The organism is Phytopseudomonas flavescens (genome assembly GCF_900100535.1).
Taxonomy (GTDB): Bacteria; Pseudomonadota; Gammaproteobacteria; order Pseudomonadales; family Pseudomonadaceae; genus Aquipseudomonas; species Aquipseudomonas flavescens.
This window is the reverse complement of the sequence record NZ_FNDG01000029.1, coordinates 1-18,729: the sequence shown is the minus strand read 5'-3', so window position 1 is coordinate 18,729 and position 18,729 is coordinate 1. Positions and strand designations below refer to the sequence as shown.

The window sequence follows — 18,729 nt, the reverse complement described above, 5'->3', positions numbered from 1 at the left end:
CGGCGTTGTGTCGTGTTGGCGCGTTATCGCAGGCGCAGGCGCTGTGTGGCCTGCCCTTGCAGGTAGTCGCCCCGCCATGTGCAGTCCACGAGAGCATGGGAAGCAGGGTTGAGCACCCGGCTGCTGGGAAAATGCCAAGTTATCCATCGATGGCGCGCCCCAGGAGTGGAAAGCTACAGCCGTGAGCGACCTGTACGGCTACCGGTCGCCTGTGCAGTCACCAGTCGCTACCCTGCCCCAGCAGGTCCAGCGCATGATGACGCAGTTCCAGCAGCCGCGGATCGTCGCGACGACGCGGATAGGGCCGCTCGACCTTCAGCTCCGCCAGTACCCGCGCCGGGCGTGCCGAGAACACCAGCACGCGGTCGCAGAGCAGCAGCGCCTCCTCGACATCGTGGGTGACCAGCAGGGCGCTGTAGGCCTGTTGTTGCCAGAGGCGGATAAGCTCGCTTTGCATGGCGATGCGAGTCAACGAATCGAGCTTGCCCAAAGGTTCATCGAGCAGCAACAGACGTGGTTCGTTGATCAGTGCGCGGGCCAGCGCCACACGCTGCGCCATGCCGCCGGAGAGCTGGCGCGGGTAGGCATCACGGAACTCCAGCAGGCCGACCTTGCGCAGGGTTTCGTCGACCCGGTGCTTCTGCTCCCTGAGCTGGCCACGCGCCTGTAGGCCAAGAGCCACGTTGTCCCACACGCTGCGCCAGGGGTAGAGCGTCGGGTCCTGGAACACCAGCACCCGCGAATGATGCGGCCCCGGAATCGCCGTGCCATCGGCCAGCAGGCTGCCGCTCTGCAGGTTTTCCAGGCCGGCGAGCAGACGCAGCAGGGTCGACTTGCCACAACCGGACGGGCCGAGCAGGCCGACGCTCTCGCCGGGCGCCAGTTGCAGATCGACCTTGTCGAGTACCGGCAGGCGGCTGTCGCCAAGGTCGAAGGCATGGCTGAGGCCGAGAACCTCCAGGGTCATGCCGGCTTCCCGACCCACGATTGCTTGCGCGACATTCACCATTTCACGCCCCCTTTCTGCCAGGACAACACCCGGTCACGAACGATAAACAGCAGGGTGATCAACCCCGAACAGAGCAGCGCCATGACCAGCAATGCCGCGTACATGTTGGCATAGGCTGCCCAGCCCTGAGCCCATTGCAGGTACCAGCCGAGACCCGCCTTGACGCCCATCATCTCGGCCACCACCAGCACCGAGAACGACGCGCCAAGGCCCATGAATAGCCCCACGAACACATGTGGCAGCGCCGCCGGGATCGCCACCCGCAAGATCAGAAAGCGCGCGTTGGCACCCAGGGTACGGGCCACTTCGTAGTAGGCCCTGTCGACGCTGGCCACGCCGGACCAGGTCAGTACCGTGACCGGAAACCAGGTCGCCAGGGCGATCAGGAACACGCTGGCGCTCCAGCTGCTGGGGAAGAAAAAGAAGCAGAGCGGCAGCAATGCCGTGGAAGGAATCGGCCCCAGGATGCGCAGCACTGGATGCACCCAGTAGCCGATTCGCTGCGACCAACCAATCGCAACACCCGCTGCGAAGCCGCTGAGCCCGCCGATCACAACGCCGTTGACCAGCAGCCACAGGGAATGCAGCAGGCTCTCGCCGAGGCGCGCCCAGTCATCGACAAAAACCTCGATCAGCGCCTGGGGAGGCGCGAAGAACGGTACCGGCAGCACCACCACCTTGGCGGTGACCAGCAGCCAGATGCCCAATAGCAGGGGCAGCGCCGCCAACCAGGCACCGCTCGGGCGCAGACGCTCGACCATCCTGCCGAACAGGCCCGGCAGGATGGCCAGCACTGCCAGCAGCACGCCAACGCCCGCAGCGAAGAACGCCAGTTCCTGGGTGAAGGGCCAGGGCTTGCCGCCGTCCGGATAGAATCGGGTGAACAACGCGAAGGCTATCCAGCCCAGCGCTGCCAGAAGGCCGCCACGCCACAGCGGCAACGCGGCGCCTTGCGGTGGCCGGCTTTGCTCAAGCGAAGACGTCGGCATGGACGCTCTCCGCGAACTCCAGAGGATCGGTACGTGGGCGCAGCACTTCCACGTTCTTGAGGTCGCGGGCATACACCGCGATCTCCTTGACGAAGGTGTTGCCCACCGAGTAGTAACCGTGGGTGTGCTCGGTGAGGATGGCGTGCACCTCTTCCTTGGACGTGTTGATGGCGAACTTGAGAAACTCCTCCGCCACCGCGTCGGGGTTACGCGATGCCCAGGCGTGGGCCTGCAGGATCGAGTGGGTGATGGCCGCCGCCACCGGCGTGTCGTTGCGCGCCAGCTCGCCGCTGACCCCGACCACGCAGCAGCTCATGTTGGCGTACTCCTCGATCATGTTGGTCGCCAGCTCGGCGAAGCCCGGCTGCTGCTTGACCCGATACATGAGCGGGTCGGAGCCGCTGGCCGCCTGGATCTCCCCCTTCTGCAGGGCAACGCTGAGCAGATCGATGGGGTACACGCGCCAGGTCACGTCGCGCACCGGGTCTACCCCATGACGCTTGAGCATCAGCGAGAAGAAGTTCTTGTCGGCTGCGGCCATGTCGGTAACGCCGATCGTGGTGCCCTTCAGGGCCTCGAAGCTCTTCGGCCCATCCTCCAGGGTCAACAGGCGCAGGCAGCCGCCGTGAGTGCCGGCGGTCAGCTTGACGTCGAAGCCCTGCTCCAGCGCCTTCAGCCAGCGCAGCGCCATGCCGGTGGCGGCGTCCGCCTTGCCGGTGGCCATGGACTCGAGCAGCACCTCGGTGGAGTTGCCGAAGTTGACGAACTCCACGTCCAGGTTGTGCCGCTTGAAGATGCCCTGGCTGTCGGCTACGGCCACCGGCGCCAGGCACACCGCATTGAGGTTGGTGGCCAGCTTGATCTTGCGTGGCTCGGGCAACACCCAGCGATCACTGTCCAGATCCAGGCCGCTGCCCACGGGCTGAGCCCCGTGGCTGGCGTGCCCTGTGTGGGCACCGTGGCCGGCATGGCTGCTGTCGGCCCAGGCGAAGCGGCTGGCGAACGCTGCCGCAGTGGCAGTGCCGGCCAGGGCAAGCAGCTGTCGGCGGTTGAGCGCGGATATGGGCATGGCGCCTCCCTTCAGAGAGAGTCGTGCAGGCGCCGCGCGGTCGGGTAGCGTGCGGATGGAACGGCATGACGCGTTTCAAGGCCTGTGGGCGAGCGTCGATGGAAAGGCCTTAGACGGTATAGGCTCCACGAACTACATGGAAATTCAATTTAGGCATAACCTAATATGCAAATTTAGCAAATTGAACGACACCAGAGCCGGAAACCCCGGCAGCAGAAAACGATCACCAGGCGAGGGACGTGGCTTATCCTGCCGAGCCGCCGTCCTACCCGGCGCTGCCTGCTACAACCGCTGCCTGCTGTTCACACGGAGATTTCCATCGATGCGTTCCCTGCCCCCCTTCGCCCTGCGCCCTCGCCACCTGCTGGCCGCCAGCCTGCTGACCTGCGCGGCACTTCCTGCCGCCCATGCCGAAACCAGGCCAGGCACCGTGCAACTGGAAGGCGTGCGGGTAACCGATCAGGTGCTGACCGAGCAGCAGGCGGCCGAAGAGCAGCTCAAGCAGGTACCGGGCGGCATCAACCTGGTGGACATGACGCGCGTCGAGCAGGGCCGCGTGGCCGGCAACCAGGATGTGCTGGCCTACCAGCCGGGCGTGTACGCACAGTCGCCTGGCAACGAGGGCATCAAGATCGCGATCCGCGGCTCGGGCATCAATCGCGGCACCGGCTCTCACGCCTCCGGCAACCACATCATGCTCGACGGTTTGCCGCTGACCGGCTCGGGCGGCACGCCTTATGAGCTGCTGGAGCCGCTGTGGATAAGCCGCGCCGAAGTGCTGCGCGGCGCCAATGGTTTCGACAAGGGATCGCTGGCCCTGGGCGGCGCCATCGACTACATCACCCGCACCGGCCGCGATGCCGACACGCTGCAACTGCGCTACGAAGCCGGCAGCCACGGTTACCAGAAACGCAGCATCAGCTCCGGCCAGGTGCTGGGTGATTTCGATTACTACATCAACCTCACCGACAGCCATTACGACGGTTATCAGGATCATGCCTCGGGCAAAGGCAAGGGCGTGGCCGCGAACGTTGGTTATCGCCTCAACGACAACCTGGAAACGCGCTTTTACCTGCGCTATCGGGAAACAGAGCATGATGTCCCGGGCCGCCTGAGCAAAGCGCAGATCAAGCACGACCCACGGGCTGCCGCCGCCAACAACCTGCGCATCGACGCGCACCGCGACCAACCCGGCAGCACCTGGCTGGCCAACAAGACCACCTGGCGGATCGACGATGACTCGACGCTGGTAGCCGGCCTGGCCTATCACCACTACCCGATGGATATCGTCGAGAACAGCTCCCCCAACGGCAACACCTACCGGGTGCGTGTGGATTACAGCGACGTCAGTGGCACCCTGAACTACACCCGCCGCCACACCCTGTTCGGGCTCGACAGCACCACCACCATCGGCTTTCGCAGCACCACCAATCTGCCAAGCAGCAAGTCGAAGGAAAATGCCGCCCTACCGATCAGCGTCGGTGGCACCGATTACCCAGCCGGCACCCTGATGCGCGCCTATGAACACCTGGGCTCGGACAACGTGCTGCACGCCAGCAACGAAACCGAGCTGGTGCCCGATCTGTGGCTGACTACCGGTTTGGCGCTGATCTATACCCGCCGTCAGGTCGAGGTAACCTGGCCGGCCACCGACGACACGCTCAGCGAACACACTTGGGATTACGCCCCGCGCATCGGCCTGCGCTATAAGCTCAACCCCGAGGTGCAGCTGTACGGCACTATCAGCCGCTCGGTCGAACCGCCCCACGCCTGGTCGATGCTCTGGAGTTCGCCGCTGCGTTTCCCGGCCAGCAACCAGCCGTACAGCGCTCGCCAGCGCGCGCCGATCTCGATGGATAACCAAACCGCCACCACCTTCGAGATGGGCGGCCGTGGTGACTCGGCACTGGGCCAGTGGGACGCGGCCTATTACTACTCGGTCGTGCGCCACGAGCTGCTGACCGTACAGGTCGAGCAGAACGTGTTCTCCGAATCCAACGCCAGCCCCACCATCCACCAGGGCATCGAGCTCGGCCTCGACAGCCCGCTGTGGCAAGGTGGTGCAGCCGGTGATCTGGCCCTGCGCCAGGCGTATACCTTCAGCGATTTCCACTACCGCGACGACGACACCTACGGCGACAACCGCCTGCCCGGCCTGCCGCGTCATTACTACCAGGCCGAGCTGCGCTACAGCCACCCGAGCGGTTTCTACGCCGGGTTCAACACCCAGTACGCCTCGAAGGTTGCCGTGGATTACGCCAACTCTTACTACGCCGATGCCTACGCGATTTTCGGCGCGACCCTGGGTTACGCCTCGCCGAAAGACGACTGGCAGACCTGGCTGGACCTGCGCAACCTCACCGACAAGCGCTACGCCGCCACCGTCACGCCTGGCTACAACGACAACGGCGCAGACGTTGCCCGCTCCACCCCGGGCGATGGCTTCGGGGCGTTCGTCGGGGTGTCGTACAGCTTCAACTGACCCACCCGCCGCATGCGAACCACCATTTTTTGAACGCCCTCACAATAGTTTTGATGAGCTATAGGGCTTGTCGAGCTTATGTGGACAATGGTGTGTTGGACCTTTGCACAGCCCGGAAGGCATGTGCCACTACCCCACAAAGCAGATGGATACGAAAGATGAACGTGAAGGGCACCGTTGGATCGCAACTCCCGAGGGGTTCGTCGACCCGCTTGGGCATGCTGCTCGGCATCACCCTGTCCAGCCTGGCATTGGCTGCATGCGTTCCGCTCGCCGCACCCAACCAGGGCTACTATGCCGGGCAGGCGCAGCCTGCATCACCGCAAGCCATGATGTTGGAAATGCGTAGAGCTCATGACGAAATGTTCGCCCAGATAAAAACCTCGGGCAAAGCCATTCTAATCGTGCCAACTGCCAGCCTGGACGGTACCACCGACTTCCAGAACAACGACTCGATCGCCGAGTTTCTGCGACTTCGCTCGGGGGTCACCGAGTGGACCAATACCTCTCGCCCGTCGTCCAAGTTCTTCGTCGGTTACGACACCCGCAACGAGCCGGATGAGAACGATCCAAGCCGCTCCTATTTCCAGTTGGTTTTCGGGCGCACGCTCTACAAGATCTTCGTGGTCGAGCCGGGTCGCTATACGATCACCGGCGTCAGTTATGTGCTGCCGCGAACTGCCGCCTTCGAGGCACCGGGCGGGCGTAACATCAAGCCGTCGTCATTGGGTCATCTGATGCTCAAGGCGCAGAAGATCGATGAGTTCGAGCGCGGCCAGAAATGGGAAGACGCCAGCTACCGTACCGAGACGGTGGAAGAGGACTACTGCACCTCCGTGCGCGTGGTCAACAACGAGTGCATGAGCCGGGCGAAAACCTCCTACGACGTGAAACGACAAACGTCGGAGGCAGGCTGGGTGCCCAGCATCCAGCAACGAACCTTCGAAGCCCGAAATGTCACGGCAACCATCGACAGGGAATTCGCGAGTTTCGATATCGCCGCTGGTGAGGTCGTTGTTACCGATGGCCTGTTTGCCGAACCGCCTGCCGCTGCGCTCAGGAACAAGAGCTGCAAACAGGCGGATCAGGAGCGGATGCGCTGCGAGCTCGAGCAGGTCACCCTGGTTCAGTTGCTGGGTGAGGTCGAGGAAGTCAGGAACAGCCAGAACCCGGCCGACTATGGGCTGCCCAAGCTGGCGAACATACTCAGCGAGTTGACCTACCGGCAGATCAACATCAAAGCCCGCGAAACCCCTGGTAAATCGGTGTGGGGGCCGTCTTACACCTTGAAGGCGAAGTAACGTCACCTCCCCTGATCTGCCCCGCATGGGGCAGACCCTCTTGGCTCTACGTGCGATACGCCCGAGCACTCAAAATAGCAATAAATACTATTTAACAACTATCGCCAATTGCCTATCCTCTGGCCGCTTCCAACACCCATAGGGCTTATCGTGTCGATTGCCGTGCTGCAGGCCGGCACCCCGTGCTTCGCGATTCCGCCCGAGCCGACAGGCAAGGCATCGACCTTGGCTGGGCCTACAGCGATCTGCTGCTCAGCCTGAGCCGGCGCACCTGCTGCGTGTAATGGGCATCAAGCCTGAACAGGGTCGAATGGCACATGATGCGCTACTGCTCGACCTGTGCCGCGCCCGCGACTTGCTGCAATCATGAACGACCCGACCGAACAGGCAGCCACCTGGTTTCTGCGCCTGCGCGGCGATGCGCGACTGGCGGAGCAGGCGCAATTGCGCAACTGGCTGGCCGCTGACCCGGCGAACGCCGAGGAGTATCGGGCCTTCGAGGCGCTCTGGAACGACTTCGGCAGCCCCGTCAGATCGAAGCCATGGAGCGCCAGCGGCATGCGCAGCCCCGCTACCTACGCCCTGATGCTGATGTTCGCCGTCGGCTGCGGGCTGGCTCGGTTATCGGCATACCTCTCAGCAGCTCGCGTTGCACACGCCGATTGGCGAGTATCCTACGCAATAGCAGCGAGCTGTAGCTGAACGCCGCCACCCGGACCAACGTCCGTTATGGCTGGCGCCAGCGCCGCCTCGACCTGCGGCAGGGCGAGGCGCTGTTCGACGTCGTACGCAACCCTTTGCGCCCCTTCTTGATCGATAGCGGCATGGCGCAGATTACCGTGCGCGGCATCCGCTTCGTGGTCAACCGCCTGCCGGATCGGCTGCGGGTCAGCGTCGATCATGGCCGGCTCGAAGTAACCAGCACTCGCCACCCGAACGAAACATGGCAGGTGGGGGCTGGTCGTGGAAGTCGATGGTAGTGGACTGCGCAAGGGCGACCTGCCGGCCGACAATACCCTGGCCTTCACCTGCGGCAACCTGGTGTTCGAAGACGCGGATCTCGGCTAGATCACCGCCAGCCTGTCGCGCTATCGCGAACGGCCGCTGCAAGCCCACGCCGGTTGCCCGAGCCCACGGATCAGTGCCGTACTGCAACTGAGCGACATGGAGGACTTCATCCGCGCCCTCCCGACCATCGCCCCGGTACGCGCGAACGAAGGCAGCCAAAGCACCGAGCTGAGCGCGCGTTAGAGATGTGCTTTGTTTCGCCACGGCCACGCCGATAACGGCATGCGGCTTCGAGGTAGAGCTAAGCAGTGAGCTGATGCCGAACTGGCAAGTGAGTGCCAGCTTCTCGCGCAACTTGGTGCAGGACAGTAGTGGTAGCGCTCTCAACACCAACGTTGCGCAAAACACCGCCAAGCTGTTTACCAGTTATCTGATCGAAACCTTGGCAATGGCCTGACCTTCGGCGGCGGTGTGAACTGGCAGAGCGCGGCCTACACCGACAATCTCGGCCCAAACCGCGTGCGCTTTACCCAGGGCAGCTACGCCGTCGTCGGCCTGATGGCCTGCTACCCCATCACCGAGCAACTCAGCACGATGCTCAACCTCAACAACCTGCTCGACAAGAAGTACTACACCAGCCCGACGTGGGAATGTGCCGGGCTGGTTATCGTGATGCGGGGTCGTTATCTACGGTGCTCCTTAGAAGTCCAGAGTGGCCGAAACCTTCAGGGTGCGTGGTTCACCCTGGGTCAGGTAGCCACCGTTGGTGGAAGCCCAATAGGCCTTGTCAGCGACGTTTTCCAGGCCCGCACGCAGGGTCAAGTTGCGCTCTTCGTCGAGTTTCATCCCATAACGGGCGCCCAGATCTACCCTCGTCCAGGCGGGGATGCTCAGGTCGTTGGCCGAGTCTATGTACTGGCCGCCAGTACGCAACAGCAGACTGTTGAGGCTCAGCCCAGGCACACCTGGCACATCCCAGTCGGCACCAACATTGAACTGGAACTGCGGCACGCCAACAGCGCGGTTGCCATCATTGGTACCACCTGCGGTGCCTCGCAACTCGGTGTCCATCCAGGTCGCCCCAGCCAGTACACGCACCCCGGAAACCGGCTCACCGAACAGGTTCAACTCGACGCCACGGTTGCGCTGTTCAGCATCCACGCTGAACGTACCGCCCTGAGTAATCCCCTGTGGTTGTTCGATCCGATAGACACCCAGGCTACCACCGAAGGTGCCCCAATCCAGCTTGACGCCCGCCTCGATCTGCTTGGAACGATATGGCGCGAATGTCTGCCCGGCGTTGTTGACCGCCGCGGTAGGCGCAGTCGGCCCCTGCTGCAGAGACTCGATGCGGTTGGCGTAAAGCGACACCACATCCGTGGCTTTGAATACCACGCCGTAAGCTGGCGTGGTGATGCTCTTGTCGTAAGGCGTACCGCGCGCTCCGGTGCTTGCGCTCCATGAGTCAGAGGTCAGGCTCTGCCGACGTAAGCCCAGCGTCAGCAGCAGGCGGTCGTCCATGAAGCCCAGCGTGTCGGAAACGGCGGCACTGCGGGTAGTGAGTTTGGCCGTCTTGCGTGGATCATGGATATCGCCACTGACACTGGGTATCGGCTCGGGGCTTGGGAAGGGATCGTAGAGGTTGCCCGGCAAGCGATTGGCTGCGGTGGTCGACTCGAAGGCATTGCGCTTTTCCTGCCACAAACCGTTCACCGCGAAATTCAGTTGATGACTGATCGCACCGGTCTGCACACGACCACGCAAGCCACCGACCGAACTGAGGGTTTCCTGGTCGAGCGGCGAATAGAGACGACCGACCCGACCATCGCCATTCGACGAGGCGAGAAACAGCGAGGAATACACACCATTCTCGCGGGTGTACTTTCCGCCGCCGGCCAGGTAGGCCGTCCAATTATCACTGAGGTCGTACTCGGCGTTGAACATGCCGTAGGTATCTTCCAACTGCGACCAACTCCAAGGCTGCGCGTAGTTGGCGTCCGAGTCCGGCGCCTTGGGGAGCTTGCCGCCCAGCCCAGTGGTTGACGCAGCCAGGTTGATGACCGCTCGGCCTTCATTGATCCGCTGCTTCTGGTAGCCGAAATCGGTCGAGACGCGCAGCCTGTCACTGCGGTAATCCAGGCCGACAGCCGCCAGGCTGAAATGTGAATGCTCACCGTCCACCGCCGCTTCGCCATCACGCTTGGCCAGGTTGACGCGTACCCCGAAGCGATTGTCCTCGCCGAAACGCCGGCCCAGGTCGATATGCCCGCCAACACGCGAATCACTGGCGTAATCGAGGGTAATGCTGCGATTGGGCGTATCCTCGGCGCGCTTGGAAATCACGTTGATCGTGCCGCCAACGCCACTACCGCCAGGTGCCACACCATTGAGAAAGGCGTTGGCGCCCTTGAACACCTCGACCCGCTCCACGGCCTCGGTGGAAATGATCTGCCGCGGCAGGATGCCATACAGGCCGTTGAAGGCGATCTCGTCGCTGTACAGCTGAAAGCCACGCACCACGAACACCTGGGAAAAGTTACCGAAGCCGTTGGACTGGCGGATCGCCGGATCACTGGCCAACACTTCACCAAGGCTGCGCGCCTGACGATTCTCGATCAGTTCGCCGGTGTAACTGGCCGCACTGAACGGCACGTCCTGCATGTCCTGATTGCCCAGCATACCGATGCGCGCCCCTCGGGCGACCTGGCCACCGGCGTATGCCACCGGCAGGTCGAGGCGGCCGTCGGCCTGGCCACTGACCGTGGTGGCACCGAGCTGCAGCGAATCATCGCCTTGGCCAAGCGGCACCAGGCTCACGGTGCCCTGAGGGTCGATCTGGTAGCTGAGGCCACTGCCCTGCAGCAACCGCTGCAGACCTTCGGCCAGCGAATAGTCGCCCTTCAGCGCTGGCGCCTGATGGTCACCCCGGGTCAGGCTGGCATCGTAGAGCAGGCGCACATTGGCCTGTTCGGCGAAATCGGTGAGGGCCGCATCGAGACGTTGGGCAGGGAGATCGAACTCCAGCGCCGACGCGCTCGTGGCCGCGAACAACAGGTGAGCGGCGGCCAGTGCCGGGAGAAGAGGAGAACGCGTGGGGCGCATGCTGGGTTTCCTGTGTTCTGCCAAAGATCATGCGAAAAAGTCGCATTTGCAGAAGCGGAAGACGAAAGACCAGCGCGTTTCTGAACCAGCAGCGAGATTATTTTTCAGCCAGGGCTGCCCGGCATCGGCGAGGCGGGCAGAACCCCTCGCGGCAGCACCCGCGATGCCGGGTGCAAGGCCCGTTTGCCCACCGGGTCAGGGACGGCTGACCAGCAGCAACCCGGGCAATCGCACCAGGCGTACCGGCAGGTTGCTTTCGATAGCACGCAACACCGCCTGCGGATCGTCGTGGGCGAACACCCCCGTGACCTTCAAGTCACGCACACTCGAGTCGAGAAAGATCACCCGCTGGCTCTGGCTGCGTTCGAGCTCGGCGAACACCTCGCTCAGCGGCTGTGCGCGAAACACCAGTTTGCCGCGCTGCCAGGCCAGTTGCTGACGGGCATCGAGAGGTTGTACCTGTTGCAGGCGGTCAGCGCTCCAGCGTACCTGCTGGTTGGCGCCCACCGGCAACGGCTGGCCGTGGGCATCGCTGGCCTGCACCTGCCCTTCGGTGACCGCCAGAACCACTTGCCGACCGTCGTAGTCGACATCGAAACGGGTACCGGTCACGCGGATACGCGCCGGCCCAGCCTCCACGAAGAACGGCCGGCCGGCATCCTTGGCGACCTGGAAATCCGCTTCGCCCCGATACAGGCGAATGCTCCGACGTCCTTCGTCGAGGCGCCAGTCCAGCGCGGTGGCTCCATTGAGCGTCAGCACCGAACCGTCCTCCAGTTCGACGATGCGCACTTCGCCCGGGGCGGTGGCCAGGTCGGCGTACCAGCCCAGCCATGCGCCCTGGGGCAGCCACAGCGCCACCAGCAGCATGGCGGCGCTGGCCAGCGGTACCGCCCAACGCAGCCGCCGGCCACGGCGCAATGGCCGGATCGCAGCCGCCGGGGGGACGGTGGCGCTCGCGGCAGGCTGCTCGCCGAGCTGCCCCAACAGCGCCCATAACCTGTCCACTTCGACGGCGGCTCGCTGGTGATCCGGCGACGCGCAGCGCCAGGCGTTGGCGGCGGCACGATCGGCAGCACTGGCGCGCCCGGAATGCAGCAGTACCTGCCATTCCCGGGCCTGGGCGAGGAGCGAAGAATCGGTGGTCACGACATCAAGTCCATTTTCTGCTGACACTGTTCCAGCGCCTTGAGGATATAGCGCCCGGCCATGCTTTCGGAAACACCGAGGCGCTGCCCGATCTCCTTTTGGGTCAGCCCGTCGAGGCGGTTCCACAACAGGGCCTGACGCAAATGAGGGGGCAGATCCTGAAGAATATCCTGCAAACGGGCAAGCTGTTGACCATCACCGACTATCTGTTCTGGCCCCGGCTGGGCAGACTCCAGTTCCACCGACACGCTCTCCTGCACGGGCCGCGCCTGTTGCTGACGGCGATGGTCGATGATCAGGTTGCGGGCAATGCGATAAAGGAAGGCGCGCAGATTCTCCACCTCACCCGCGCCACGGCGCTGGAAGCGCAGCCAGGTTTCCTGACGCAAGTCCGCCGCCAGTTCGTCGCACTTCACCTGGCGGGTGAAGAAGCGCAGCAACTCGCCTGCATGGCGCTGGAACTGGCCATCCTGGGCATCGGAGTCATTGGGCGGACGCACTCGCGGATCTCATGCAGGGAAAGGGTTGCGAACATATATCCGCTGATAACTATTTTCAATAAAAGGCGACCAGCGTCTCGCTGCAGGTCCGGATACAGGGCGCAGCGGCGCCAGGAGGCATGTGCGCGGCACTGTCACTATACTGCGCAGCCGTAATGGAGCCCCGTATGTTTCGTGATGCCTGGCGCCATGCGCCGACCCACCGCAAGGTATGGGCGCTGGCCGCGCCAATGACCCTTTCCAACCTGTCCGTGCCGCTGGTGGCGCTGGTCGATACCGCCGTGGTCGGCCACCTGCCCCACGCCCACCAGCTGGCCGCCGTGGCGGTGGGCAGCAGCCTGTATGTGCTGATCGTCGGCCTGCTCAGTTTTCTGCGCATGGGCACCACGGGCTTCAGCGCCCAGGCCTGCGGCCGGGGCGATGGCGGCGCGTTGCGCCAGGTACTGGTGCAAGGGTTGCTGCTGGCGGCACTGCTGGCGCTGACGCTCGGTGCTCTGGCGGTGCCCTTCAGCGGTCTGGCCCTTGGCCTGATGGCGCCATCGGCCGAGCTGGATGCGCTGACCCGGGCCTTCCTGCATACCCGTCTGCTCGGCCTGCCGGCCGCACTGGCCAACTATGCGCTGATCGGCTGGCTGCTGGGCGCACAGAACGCCCGTGCGCCCCTGGCGATGCTGCTGGTCACCAACCTGCTGAATATCCTGCTGTCACTGTGGTTCGTGCTGGTTCTCGACTGGGAAGTCGTCGGCGCTGCCCGCGCCGCGGTACTGGCCGAATGGGGCGGCCTGCTGGTGGGCCTGGCGCTGACCCGCGGCGCCCTGCGCCGCCACCCTGGCAACACGCAGTGGGCGGCGATGGCCAAGTGGCGGAGCTGGAGCGCACTGCTGGGCGTCAACCGGGATATTTTTCTGCGCTCCCTGGCACTGCAGGGAGTGTTCCTGCTGGTCACCATCCAGGGGGCACGCCTGGGCGACGCCACGGTGGCAGCCAATGCGCTCCTGCTCAATGGGCTGCTGGTGACTGCCTACGCGCTGGATGGCCTGGCCCACGCGGTGGAAGCGCTATGCGGCCATGCCATCGGCGCCCGTGACCGCCTGGCACTCAGGCGCAGCCTGATCGTCGCCGGCCTCTGGTCGCTGCTGGCCAGCCTCCTCTTCGCGCTGTGCTTCGGTGTCGGTGGCCAGCTGTTCGTCACCCTGCAGACGGACATTCCCGTGGTACGCGAAACCGCACAGCGCTACCTGCCCTACCTCGCCTTGTTGCCGCTGTTCGCGGTGGCCAGCTACCTGCTCGACGGGCTGTTCATCGGCGCCACCCGCGCCCGGGAGATGCGCAACGCCATGCTCGTGGCCCTGGCCCTCGGCCTGCCGATCGCCCTCGCACTGCAGGGCTTCGGCAACCATGGTCTGTGGATGGCGTTCCTGGCCTTCATGGCCCTGCGCGGCATGACCCTCGCGGCCATGGCCTGGCAACTGGCACGCCGCAACCAGTGGCTCGCGGCGCCGGGCGACGCGTGATGCCAGGCTGATCGGCTGCATGGCGTCATGTCGGCGTTGCAGACGGTACTGATGGCGCGCGGCTACGGGCTGCCTGAAGCCTGAGCCGCGATAGCCGAACGCAGGCCTTCAAGGCACCAGCGGCAATTCGCGCTTGTGCTGGGTCTTGTCATAGGTCTGCACGATGGCCTGGTAGGCCGATTCACTGACAGGCTTGCCCTGCAGGAAGGCATCGATGTCCTCGTAGCTGACGCCGTGCACCTGCTCATCCGGAATGCCGGGGCGCTCGTCTTCCAGGTCTGCGGTCGGCACCTTCGAGAATACCGCCGCAGGGGCGCCGAGGCGTTCGGCGATCTGCCGCACCTGGCCCTTGACCAGGCCGCTCAACGGCGCCAGGTCGCAGGCGCCATCGCCGAACTTGGTGAAAAAGCCCATCACCGCCTCCGCCGCGTGATCGGTGCCGATCACCAGGCCGTTGCGGGCGTTGGCCACGGTGTACTGGGCCAGCATGCGCATGCGCGCCTTGGTATTGCCGAGCACGAAGTCGCGGCGCGCCGAAGTCAGCCCGCCCAACTCGGCGACCTGCCCGGCCAGCCCGGCCACTGCCGGGGCAATGTCGAGGGTCAGCACCTCGTCTGCGGCGATGAAGGCCAGCGCGGCCTGGGCATCGGCCTCGTCGTGCTGGACGTTGTGCGGCAGGCGGATGGCGACGAAACGGTAGCCCTGGTCCTGCTTCTCGCTGCGCAGTTGCTCGACGGTGAGCTGCGCCAGGCGCCCGGCGGTGGAAGAGTCCACGCCGCCACTGATGCCCAGCACCAGCACCTTGGTTTGCGAAGCGGCCAGGGTGGCCTTGATGAAGGCGATGCGCCGGGCGACTTCGGCATCCACATCGGCCGACGAAGCGAACGGGGCGATGACGCCCAGGGCGATGGCGATTTCGGCTTGTCGATTGCTCATGGTGTCTCTCCCTTGGTCAGTTGGATTCGAGGCGGAAAACATGTTTCAAGTAAGTCACGAAGTTCGGGTCGCGGCACTGGGTCTTGCCGGGTGTGTCGGAGATCTTCGCCACCGGCTGGCCGTTGCAGTCGATCATCTTGATGACGATATTCATCGGCTCGACACCGGGGATGTCGCAGGTCAGGTTGGTGCCGATGCCGAAGCTGACATGGATGCGATCATGCAGCGCGCGATACAGTTCCAGGGCCTTGGGCATGGTCAGGCCGTCGGAGAAGATCAGCGTCTTGCTCTGTGGGTCGATGCCCAGTTGCTCATAGTGCGCGATGGCCTTCTCGGCCCACTGCAAAGGGTCGCCGGAATCGTGACGCAGACCGTCGAACAGCTTGGCGAAGTACAGATCGAAATCCTCGAGGAAGCTCGACATGCCGATGGTGTCGGTCAGGGCGATGCCGAGCAGGCCGCGGTATTCCTTGACCCAGCATTCCAGCGCGGCCTTCTGGCTGTCGATCAGCCGCGGGCCCAGTTGCTGGTGCGCCATGAACCATTCGTGGGCCATGGTACCGATCGGCTTGAGGTCGAATTCCCGGGCCAGGTGCACGTTGCTGGTCCCCACGAAACGGCCGGGAAAATCACGCTTGAGGATGTGCACCACCTCCTCCTGCACCCGGTAGGAAAAGCGCCGGCGCGTGCCGAAATCAGCCAGTTGGAAATCGGCCAGTTCATCGACCGAGGCCTCCCCCTTGAGCCAGTCGAGCTTCTCGTAGAGCCGTTCGCGCACCTGCTCGATCACTACCTCGCGGTAACGGTAGCGGTTGCGGACTTCCGAGACGATGGCCAGCAGCGGGATCTCGTAGAGGATCACGTGCAGCCAGGGCCCGCGTACCCTGATCGCCAACTGGCCGGCGGCGTCGGTACCGACGTGCACGTAACGCATGTTGAAGCGGAACAGGCTGAGAAAGCGGATGAAATCGGCCTTGATGAAGGGGATCCTCTCCAGATAGGCCAGTTGATCCGGGGTGATCGAGGTGTTGACCAGTTGCTCGATCTGATAGCGGATCTCCGCCAGGTAAGGCGTCAGATCCTCGTTGCTGCGGCAACGGAACTCCCACTCCACTTCGGCGTTGGGATAGTTGTGCAGCACCGCCTGCATCATGGTCAGCTTGTAGAAGTCGGTATCCAGCAGATTCTGGATGATGCTGGGGGCGAATACGCTCTCACTCATGGTCATTCTCCTCGAGGCGGGCCAACTCGTTGTCGAGCGCTCCGCTGTCGGCGCAGATGATGATGCCCTGCGCGCGCATCCGGTCGATGGCTTGCGTTGCGCCGGCTTCGGAAATGGCCCGGCAGGCCGGAAGATACAGCAACACCTGGAAGCCGGCGCCGCGCAATTGCAATGCGGTGTTCTGTACGCAGAAGTCCAGGGCCAGGCCGCCGACCACCACCGCCTGCACCCCGGCGACCTTCAGGTATTCGATGACGCCCGTACTGCGCCTGCCGGCCAGGTCGTGGAAGCAGGCGCCGTAGGGGTGCAGATCGGGCTCGACGCCCTTCCAGACGAAGAAGTCGTAGTCGATCGGTGCTGGCAGCTCGTCCAGCAGCTCGAAGCCAGGCGTACCCGGTACGCAGTGGCTGACCCAGGTCAGGTCGGCGTTGGCATGACTCAGCGGCTGGAGCATCTGCGCATGGTTTTCCACCACCCAGATGGCATTGGGCGCATGGGCGTCCTTGCTGCCCAGGCGCAGGGTGCCACGACGCGCCATGTCGTTGAGCGGCGCGGCGATCTCATGGCCGCCAGCCACTGGCAGTTCATCCGGGCACAGGCTGGTGAAGCCCTTCTGCGCATCGACATCGAACGTGGCGATCTTCATCTGACACCTCCTGCTGGTGGAGCCGCATCGCTGCGGGGTGGACACATATTCCACCAGGTGTATTATATATGTCAACACCCGCTCACGAGGAGATTGACGATGCTGCCGTCATCACTGCAGACCTTCGCCGCCGCCAGTGCCCTGCCAACGCCGCAACGTTTCGCCATGGCCCTATATGGTGGCGCCTTCGACCCTCCTCACGCCGGCCATGCCAGCGTCATCCAGCGCGCGCTGGAAGTAGCGGACCGGGTCATGGTGGTGCCCAGCTACCGGCACGCCGACGCCAAGCGCATGGCGGACTTCGAGCTGCGCTGCGCCTGGATCGAACGCCTGGCGGCACGCTTCGGCGAACGCGTGGTGTGCTCAGCCGTGGAGCGTCAGCTGGGTGCTGACGGCAAGGTGATCTACAGCTACGACCTGATGAGCCACATCGCCCAGCAGCATCAGTTGCCAGCGCATCGCCTGGCGCTGGTGATCGGTGAGGACAACCTCACTCGCCTGACCACCTTTTACCGGGCAGCGCAACTGCGCGAGCGATTCGGCCTGCTGGTGGCGAACGAGGAGATGGCCGTGCACAGCAGCTCGATTCGCGCGATGATCGCTGCCGGGCAAAGGATCCCGGATGCATGGCAACTGCCGGAGATCCAGTCCGACATGACGATTTACAGGAGGGCCATGTGAGTTCCGTAGAAGTACTGGCGAGTGTCGACCTGATCGCCCTGCGCATGGATGCCGAGAGCCGGCAGCTACACCTTTTGCTGCACCGCCGCGAGCGGGAGCCCTTCATCGGGCAATGGGCGCTGCCTGGAGTGATCGTCAATGGCAGCACCCGCGACGCCAACCTGGAAGCGGCGGCCCATCGCGTGCTGCGCGACAAGGCCCAGGTCGCGCCACGGCACCTGGAACAGGTTGGCACCGAAGGCAGCGCCAACCGTGATCCGCGGGGCTGGTCGATGAGCACCTACTACCTGGCATTGCTGCCCCCGGACACTGAAACGGCCGATGACGGCCTGCGTTTCGTGCCGCTGGAACAGGTGCTCGACGGGAATATCGCCCTGCCCTTCGACCATGGGGATCTGCTGCGCCTCAGCCTGGAACGCCTGGCGGGCAAATCGGTGTACACCAGCCTGCCCCTGTACCTGGCCCCGCCACGCTTCACCGTGCTCGATGCCCTGCATGCAGCCCAGGCCTGCCTGGGCACGACGATCAACAACACCTCGCTGCGCAAACGCCTGGAGCGGATGAAGGAAGCCGGCTGGATTCGCGACACCGGGGACAAGAATTTCCCGAAGATGGGCCGCCCTCAGCAGCTGTGGGAGCTGACCGAACAGGCCGTGGGCGTATTCGTATTCGACCGCAGTCTGCTGGCGGATCGCGCCGCTATTTGATATTGCGGCTCGGAGCGGCTGCGATGCTGCTGATATGAAGGGCAGCGGAGCGGCGCAAGCGGCCGTAGATACCGTCTTGCCCGTTACCTTGCAAGCGCCAATTCGGCATCAAAAGGCATTCCCGATTTCAGCACGCCGTAGGCGATACACAGCAACTTGCGCATCGCCGCGCAGACGATCTGTTTGCCGGTTTTGCCTTTGGCTCTCATGCGCTCGGCCATTGCCCGTATCGCCGCGTTATGCGTTATGGACACCAAGCCGGGCATATACAGCCCTGCGCGTAAGATGGCCGAGCCGGTGCGAGATATCCGTGTTTGGCCTTTGAATTTCCCGGACTCCTGTAGCCTGGGATTGAGCCCCGCATAGGCCGTCACAGCACGGCTGCTGTCAAACCTGTGCAGATCGCCCAGTTCG

The 18,729-nt window shown here is 64.0% G+C and carries 18 protein-coding genes; 8 read left to right on the top strand and 10 right to left on the bottom strand.

Annotation, left to right across the window (positions count from 1 at the left end):
* Positions 1 to 217: 217 nt before the first annotated feature.
* Genes BLR94_RS25085 through BLR94_RS25075 form a run of 3 tightly spaced genes read right to left on the bottom strand, consistent with a single transcriptional unit; the run spans position 218 to position 3,067 of the window.
* On the bottom strand, positions 218 to 1,009 hold the full coding sequence (locus BLR94_RS25085) for an ABC transporter ATP-binding protein (RefSeq protein WP_084308655.1): 792 nt from the start codon (positions 1,007 to 1,009) through the stop codon (positions 218 to 220).
* On the bottom strand, positions 1,003 to 1,998 hold the full coding sequence (locus tag BLR94_RS25080; protein ID WP_084308656.1) for an ABC transporter permease: 996 nt from the start codon (positions 1,996 to 1,998) through the stop codon (positions 1,003 to 1,005). The genes BLR94_RS25085 and BLR94_RS25080 overlap by 7 nt, the downstream gene beginning before the upstream one ends.
* Positions 1,979 to 3,067 carry an ABC transporter substrate-binding protein gene (locus BLR94_RS25075; protein WP_084308657.1) on the bottom strand — a complete coding sequence of 363 codons (1,089 nt, stop codon included), beginning with the start codon at positions 3,065 to 3,067 and terminating at the stop codon, positions 1,979 to 1,981. The genes BLR94_RS25080 and BLR94_RS25075 overlap by 20 nt, the downstream gene beginning before the upstream one ends.
* Before the next feature lie 322 nt (positions 3,068 to 3,389).
* On the opposite strand from BLR94_RS25075, the gene BLR94_RS25070 reads away from it, so the two are divergent.
* The 5 genes from BLR94_RS25070 to BLR94_RS27635 all read left to right on the top strand — a co-directional run bounded on the left by BLR94_RS25070 (position 3,390) and on the right by BLR94_RS27635 (position 8,315).
* Complete coding sequence (locus tag BLR94_RS25070; RefSeq protein WP_084308658.1) at positions 3,390 to 5,549, top strand: TonB-dependent receptor family protein; 2,160 nt, start codon at positions 3,390 to 3,392, stop codon at positions 5,547 to 5,549.
* A gap of 80 nt (positions 5,550 to 5,629) precedes the next feature.
* Positions 5,630 to 6,850: a hypothetical protein gene (locus BLR94_RS25065; protein WP_244158263.1), complete on the top strand. Its 1,221-nt coding sequence runs from the start codon at positions 5,630 to 5,632 to the stop codon at positions 6,848 to 6,850.
* 366 nt (positions 6,851 to 7,216) lie between these two features.
* Complete coding sequence (locus tag BLR94_RS25060; protein WP_084308659.1) at positions 7,217 to 7,552, top strand: FecR/PupR family sigma factor regulator; 336 nt, start codon at positions 7,217 to 7,219, stop codon at positions 7,550 to 7,552.
* Entirely contained in the window at positions 7,549 to 7,830 is a 282-nt protein-coding gene (locus tag BLR94_RS28350; protein WP_084308660.1) for a FecR domain-containing protein, read from the top strand. Before BLR94_RS25060 ends, BLR94_RS28350 begins: the two co-directional genes overlap by 4 nt.
* Positions 7,831 to 8,174: 344 nt before the next feature.
* The gene (locus BLR94_RS27635; RefSeq protein ID WP_167359809.1) at positions 8,175 to 8,315 is read left to right on the top strand and encodes a hypothetical protein; all 141 of its coding nucleotides are present in this window, start codon (positions 8,175 to 8,177) and stop codon (positions 8,313 to 8,315) included.
* Between the two features lie 242 nt (positions 8,316 to 8,557).
* Here the strand turns inward: BLR94_RS27635 and BLR94_RS25050 are convergent, their stop codons facing one another.
* The 3 genes from BLR94_RS25050 to BLR94_RS25040 form a co-directional block, all read right to left on the bottom strand.
* Positions 8,558 to 10,960, bottom strand: a complete 2,403-nt coding sequence (locus BLR94_RS25050) for a TonB-dependent receptor (RefSeq protein WP_084308661.1) — start codon at positions 10,958 to 10,960, stop codon at positions 8,558 to 8,560.
* A 195-nt stretch (positions 10,961 to 11,155) separates the two neighbouring features.
* Positions 11,156 to 12,109, bottom strand: a complete 954-nt coding sequence (locus tag BLR94_RS25045) for a FecR family protein (RefSeq protein ID WP_084308662.1) — start codon at positions 12,107 to 12,109, stop codon at positions 11,156 to 11,158.
* Positions 12,106 to 12,609 (bottom strand): RNA polymerase sigma factor, encoded by a 504-nt coding sequence (locus tag BLR94_RS25040; RefSeq protein WP_084308663.1) that lies wholly within the window; start codon positions 12,607 to 12,609, stop codon positions 12,106 to 12,108. Before BLR94_RS25040 ends, BLR94_RS25045 begins: the two co-directional genes overlap by 4 nt.
* A 167-nt stretch (positions 12,610 to 12,776) precedes the next feature.
* Here BLR94_RS25040 and BLR94_RS25035 point away from each other — a divergent pair, with 167 nt between their 5' ends.
* The gene (locus BLR94_RS25035) at positions 12,777 to 14,123 is read left to right on the top strand and encodes an MATE family efflux transporter (RefSeq protein ID WP_090423768.1); all 1,347 of its coding nucleotides are present in this window, start codon (positions 12,777 to 12,779) and stop codon (positions 14,121 to 14,123) included.
* Between the two features lie 108 nt (positions 14,124 to 14,231).
* Here BLR94_RS25035 and nadE read toward each other — a convergent pair whose 3' ends face one another.
* Genes nadE through BLR94_RS25020 form a run of 3 tightly spaced genes read right to left on the bottom strand, consistent with a single transcriptional unit; the run spans position 14,232 to position 16,927 of the window.
* Positions 14,232 to 15,059 (bottom strand): ammonia-dependent NAD(+) synthetase, encoded by an 828-nt coding sequence (gene nadE, locus BLR94_RS25030; RefSeq protein ID WP_084308665.1) that lies wholly within the window; start codon positions 15,057 to 15,059, stop codon positions 14,232 to 14,234.
* A gap of 16 nt (positions 15,060 to 15,075) precedes the next feature.
* The gene (gene pncB / locus BLR94_RS25025) at positions 15,076 to 16,281 is read right to left on the bottom strand and encodes a nicotinate phosphoribosyltransferase (protein WP_084308666.1); all 1,206 of its coding nucleotides are present in this window, start codon (positions 16,279 to 16,281) and stop codon (positions 15,076 to 15,078) included.
* Positions 16,274 to 16,927: an isochorismatase family protein gene (locus BLR94_RS25020; RefSeq protein WP_084308667.1), complete on the bottom strand. Its 654-nt coding sequence runs from the start codon at positions 16,925 to 16,927 to the stop codon at positions 16,274 to 16,276. The genes pncB and BLR94_RS25020 overlap by 8 nt, the downstream gene beginning before the upstream one ends.
* A 99-nt stretch (positions 16,928 to 17,026) precedes the next feature.
* On the opposite strand from BLR94_RS25020, the gene BLR94_RS25015 reads away from it, so the two are divergent.
* The gene (locus BLR94_RS25015) at positions 17,027 to 17,608 is read left to right on the top strand and encodes an adenylyltransferase/cytidyltransferase family protein (RefSeq protein ID WP_084308668.1); all 582 of its coding nucleotides are present in this window, start codon (positions 17,027 to 17,029) and stop codon (positions 17,606 to 17,608) included.
* A complete protein-coding gene (locus BLR94_RS25010) occupies positions 17,605 to 18,315 on the top strand; it encodes an NUDIX domain-containing protein (protein WP_084308669.1) in 711 nt (236 codons plus the stop codon). Before BLR94_RS25015 ends, BLR94_RS25010 begins: the two co-directional genes overlap by 4 nt.
* 83 nt (positions 18,316 to 18,398) lie before the next feature.
* Here BLR94_RS25010 and BLR94_RS25005 read toward each other — a convergent pair.
* Positions 18,399 to 18,729, bottom strand: a 331-nt coding sequence (locus BLR94_RS25005) for a transposase (protein ID WP_139207505.1), incomplete at its 5' end; no start/stop codon positions are given.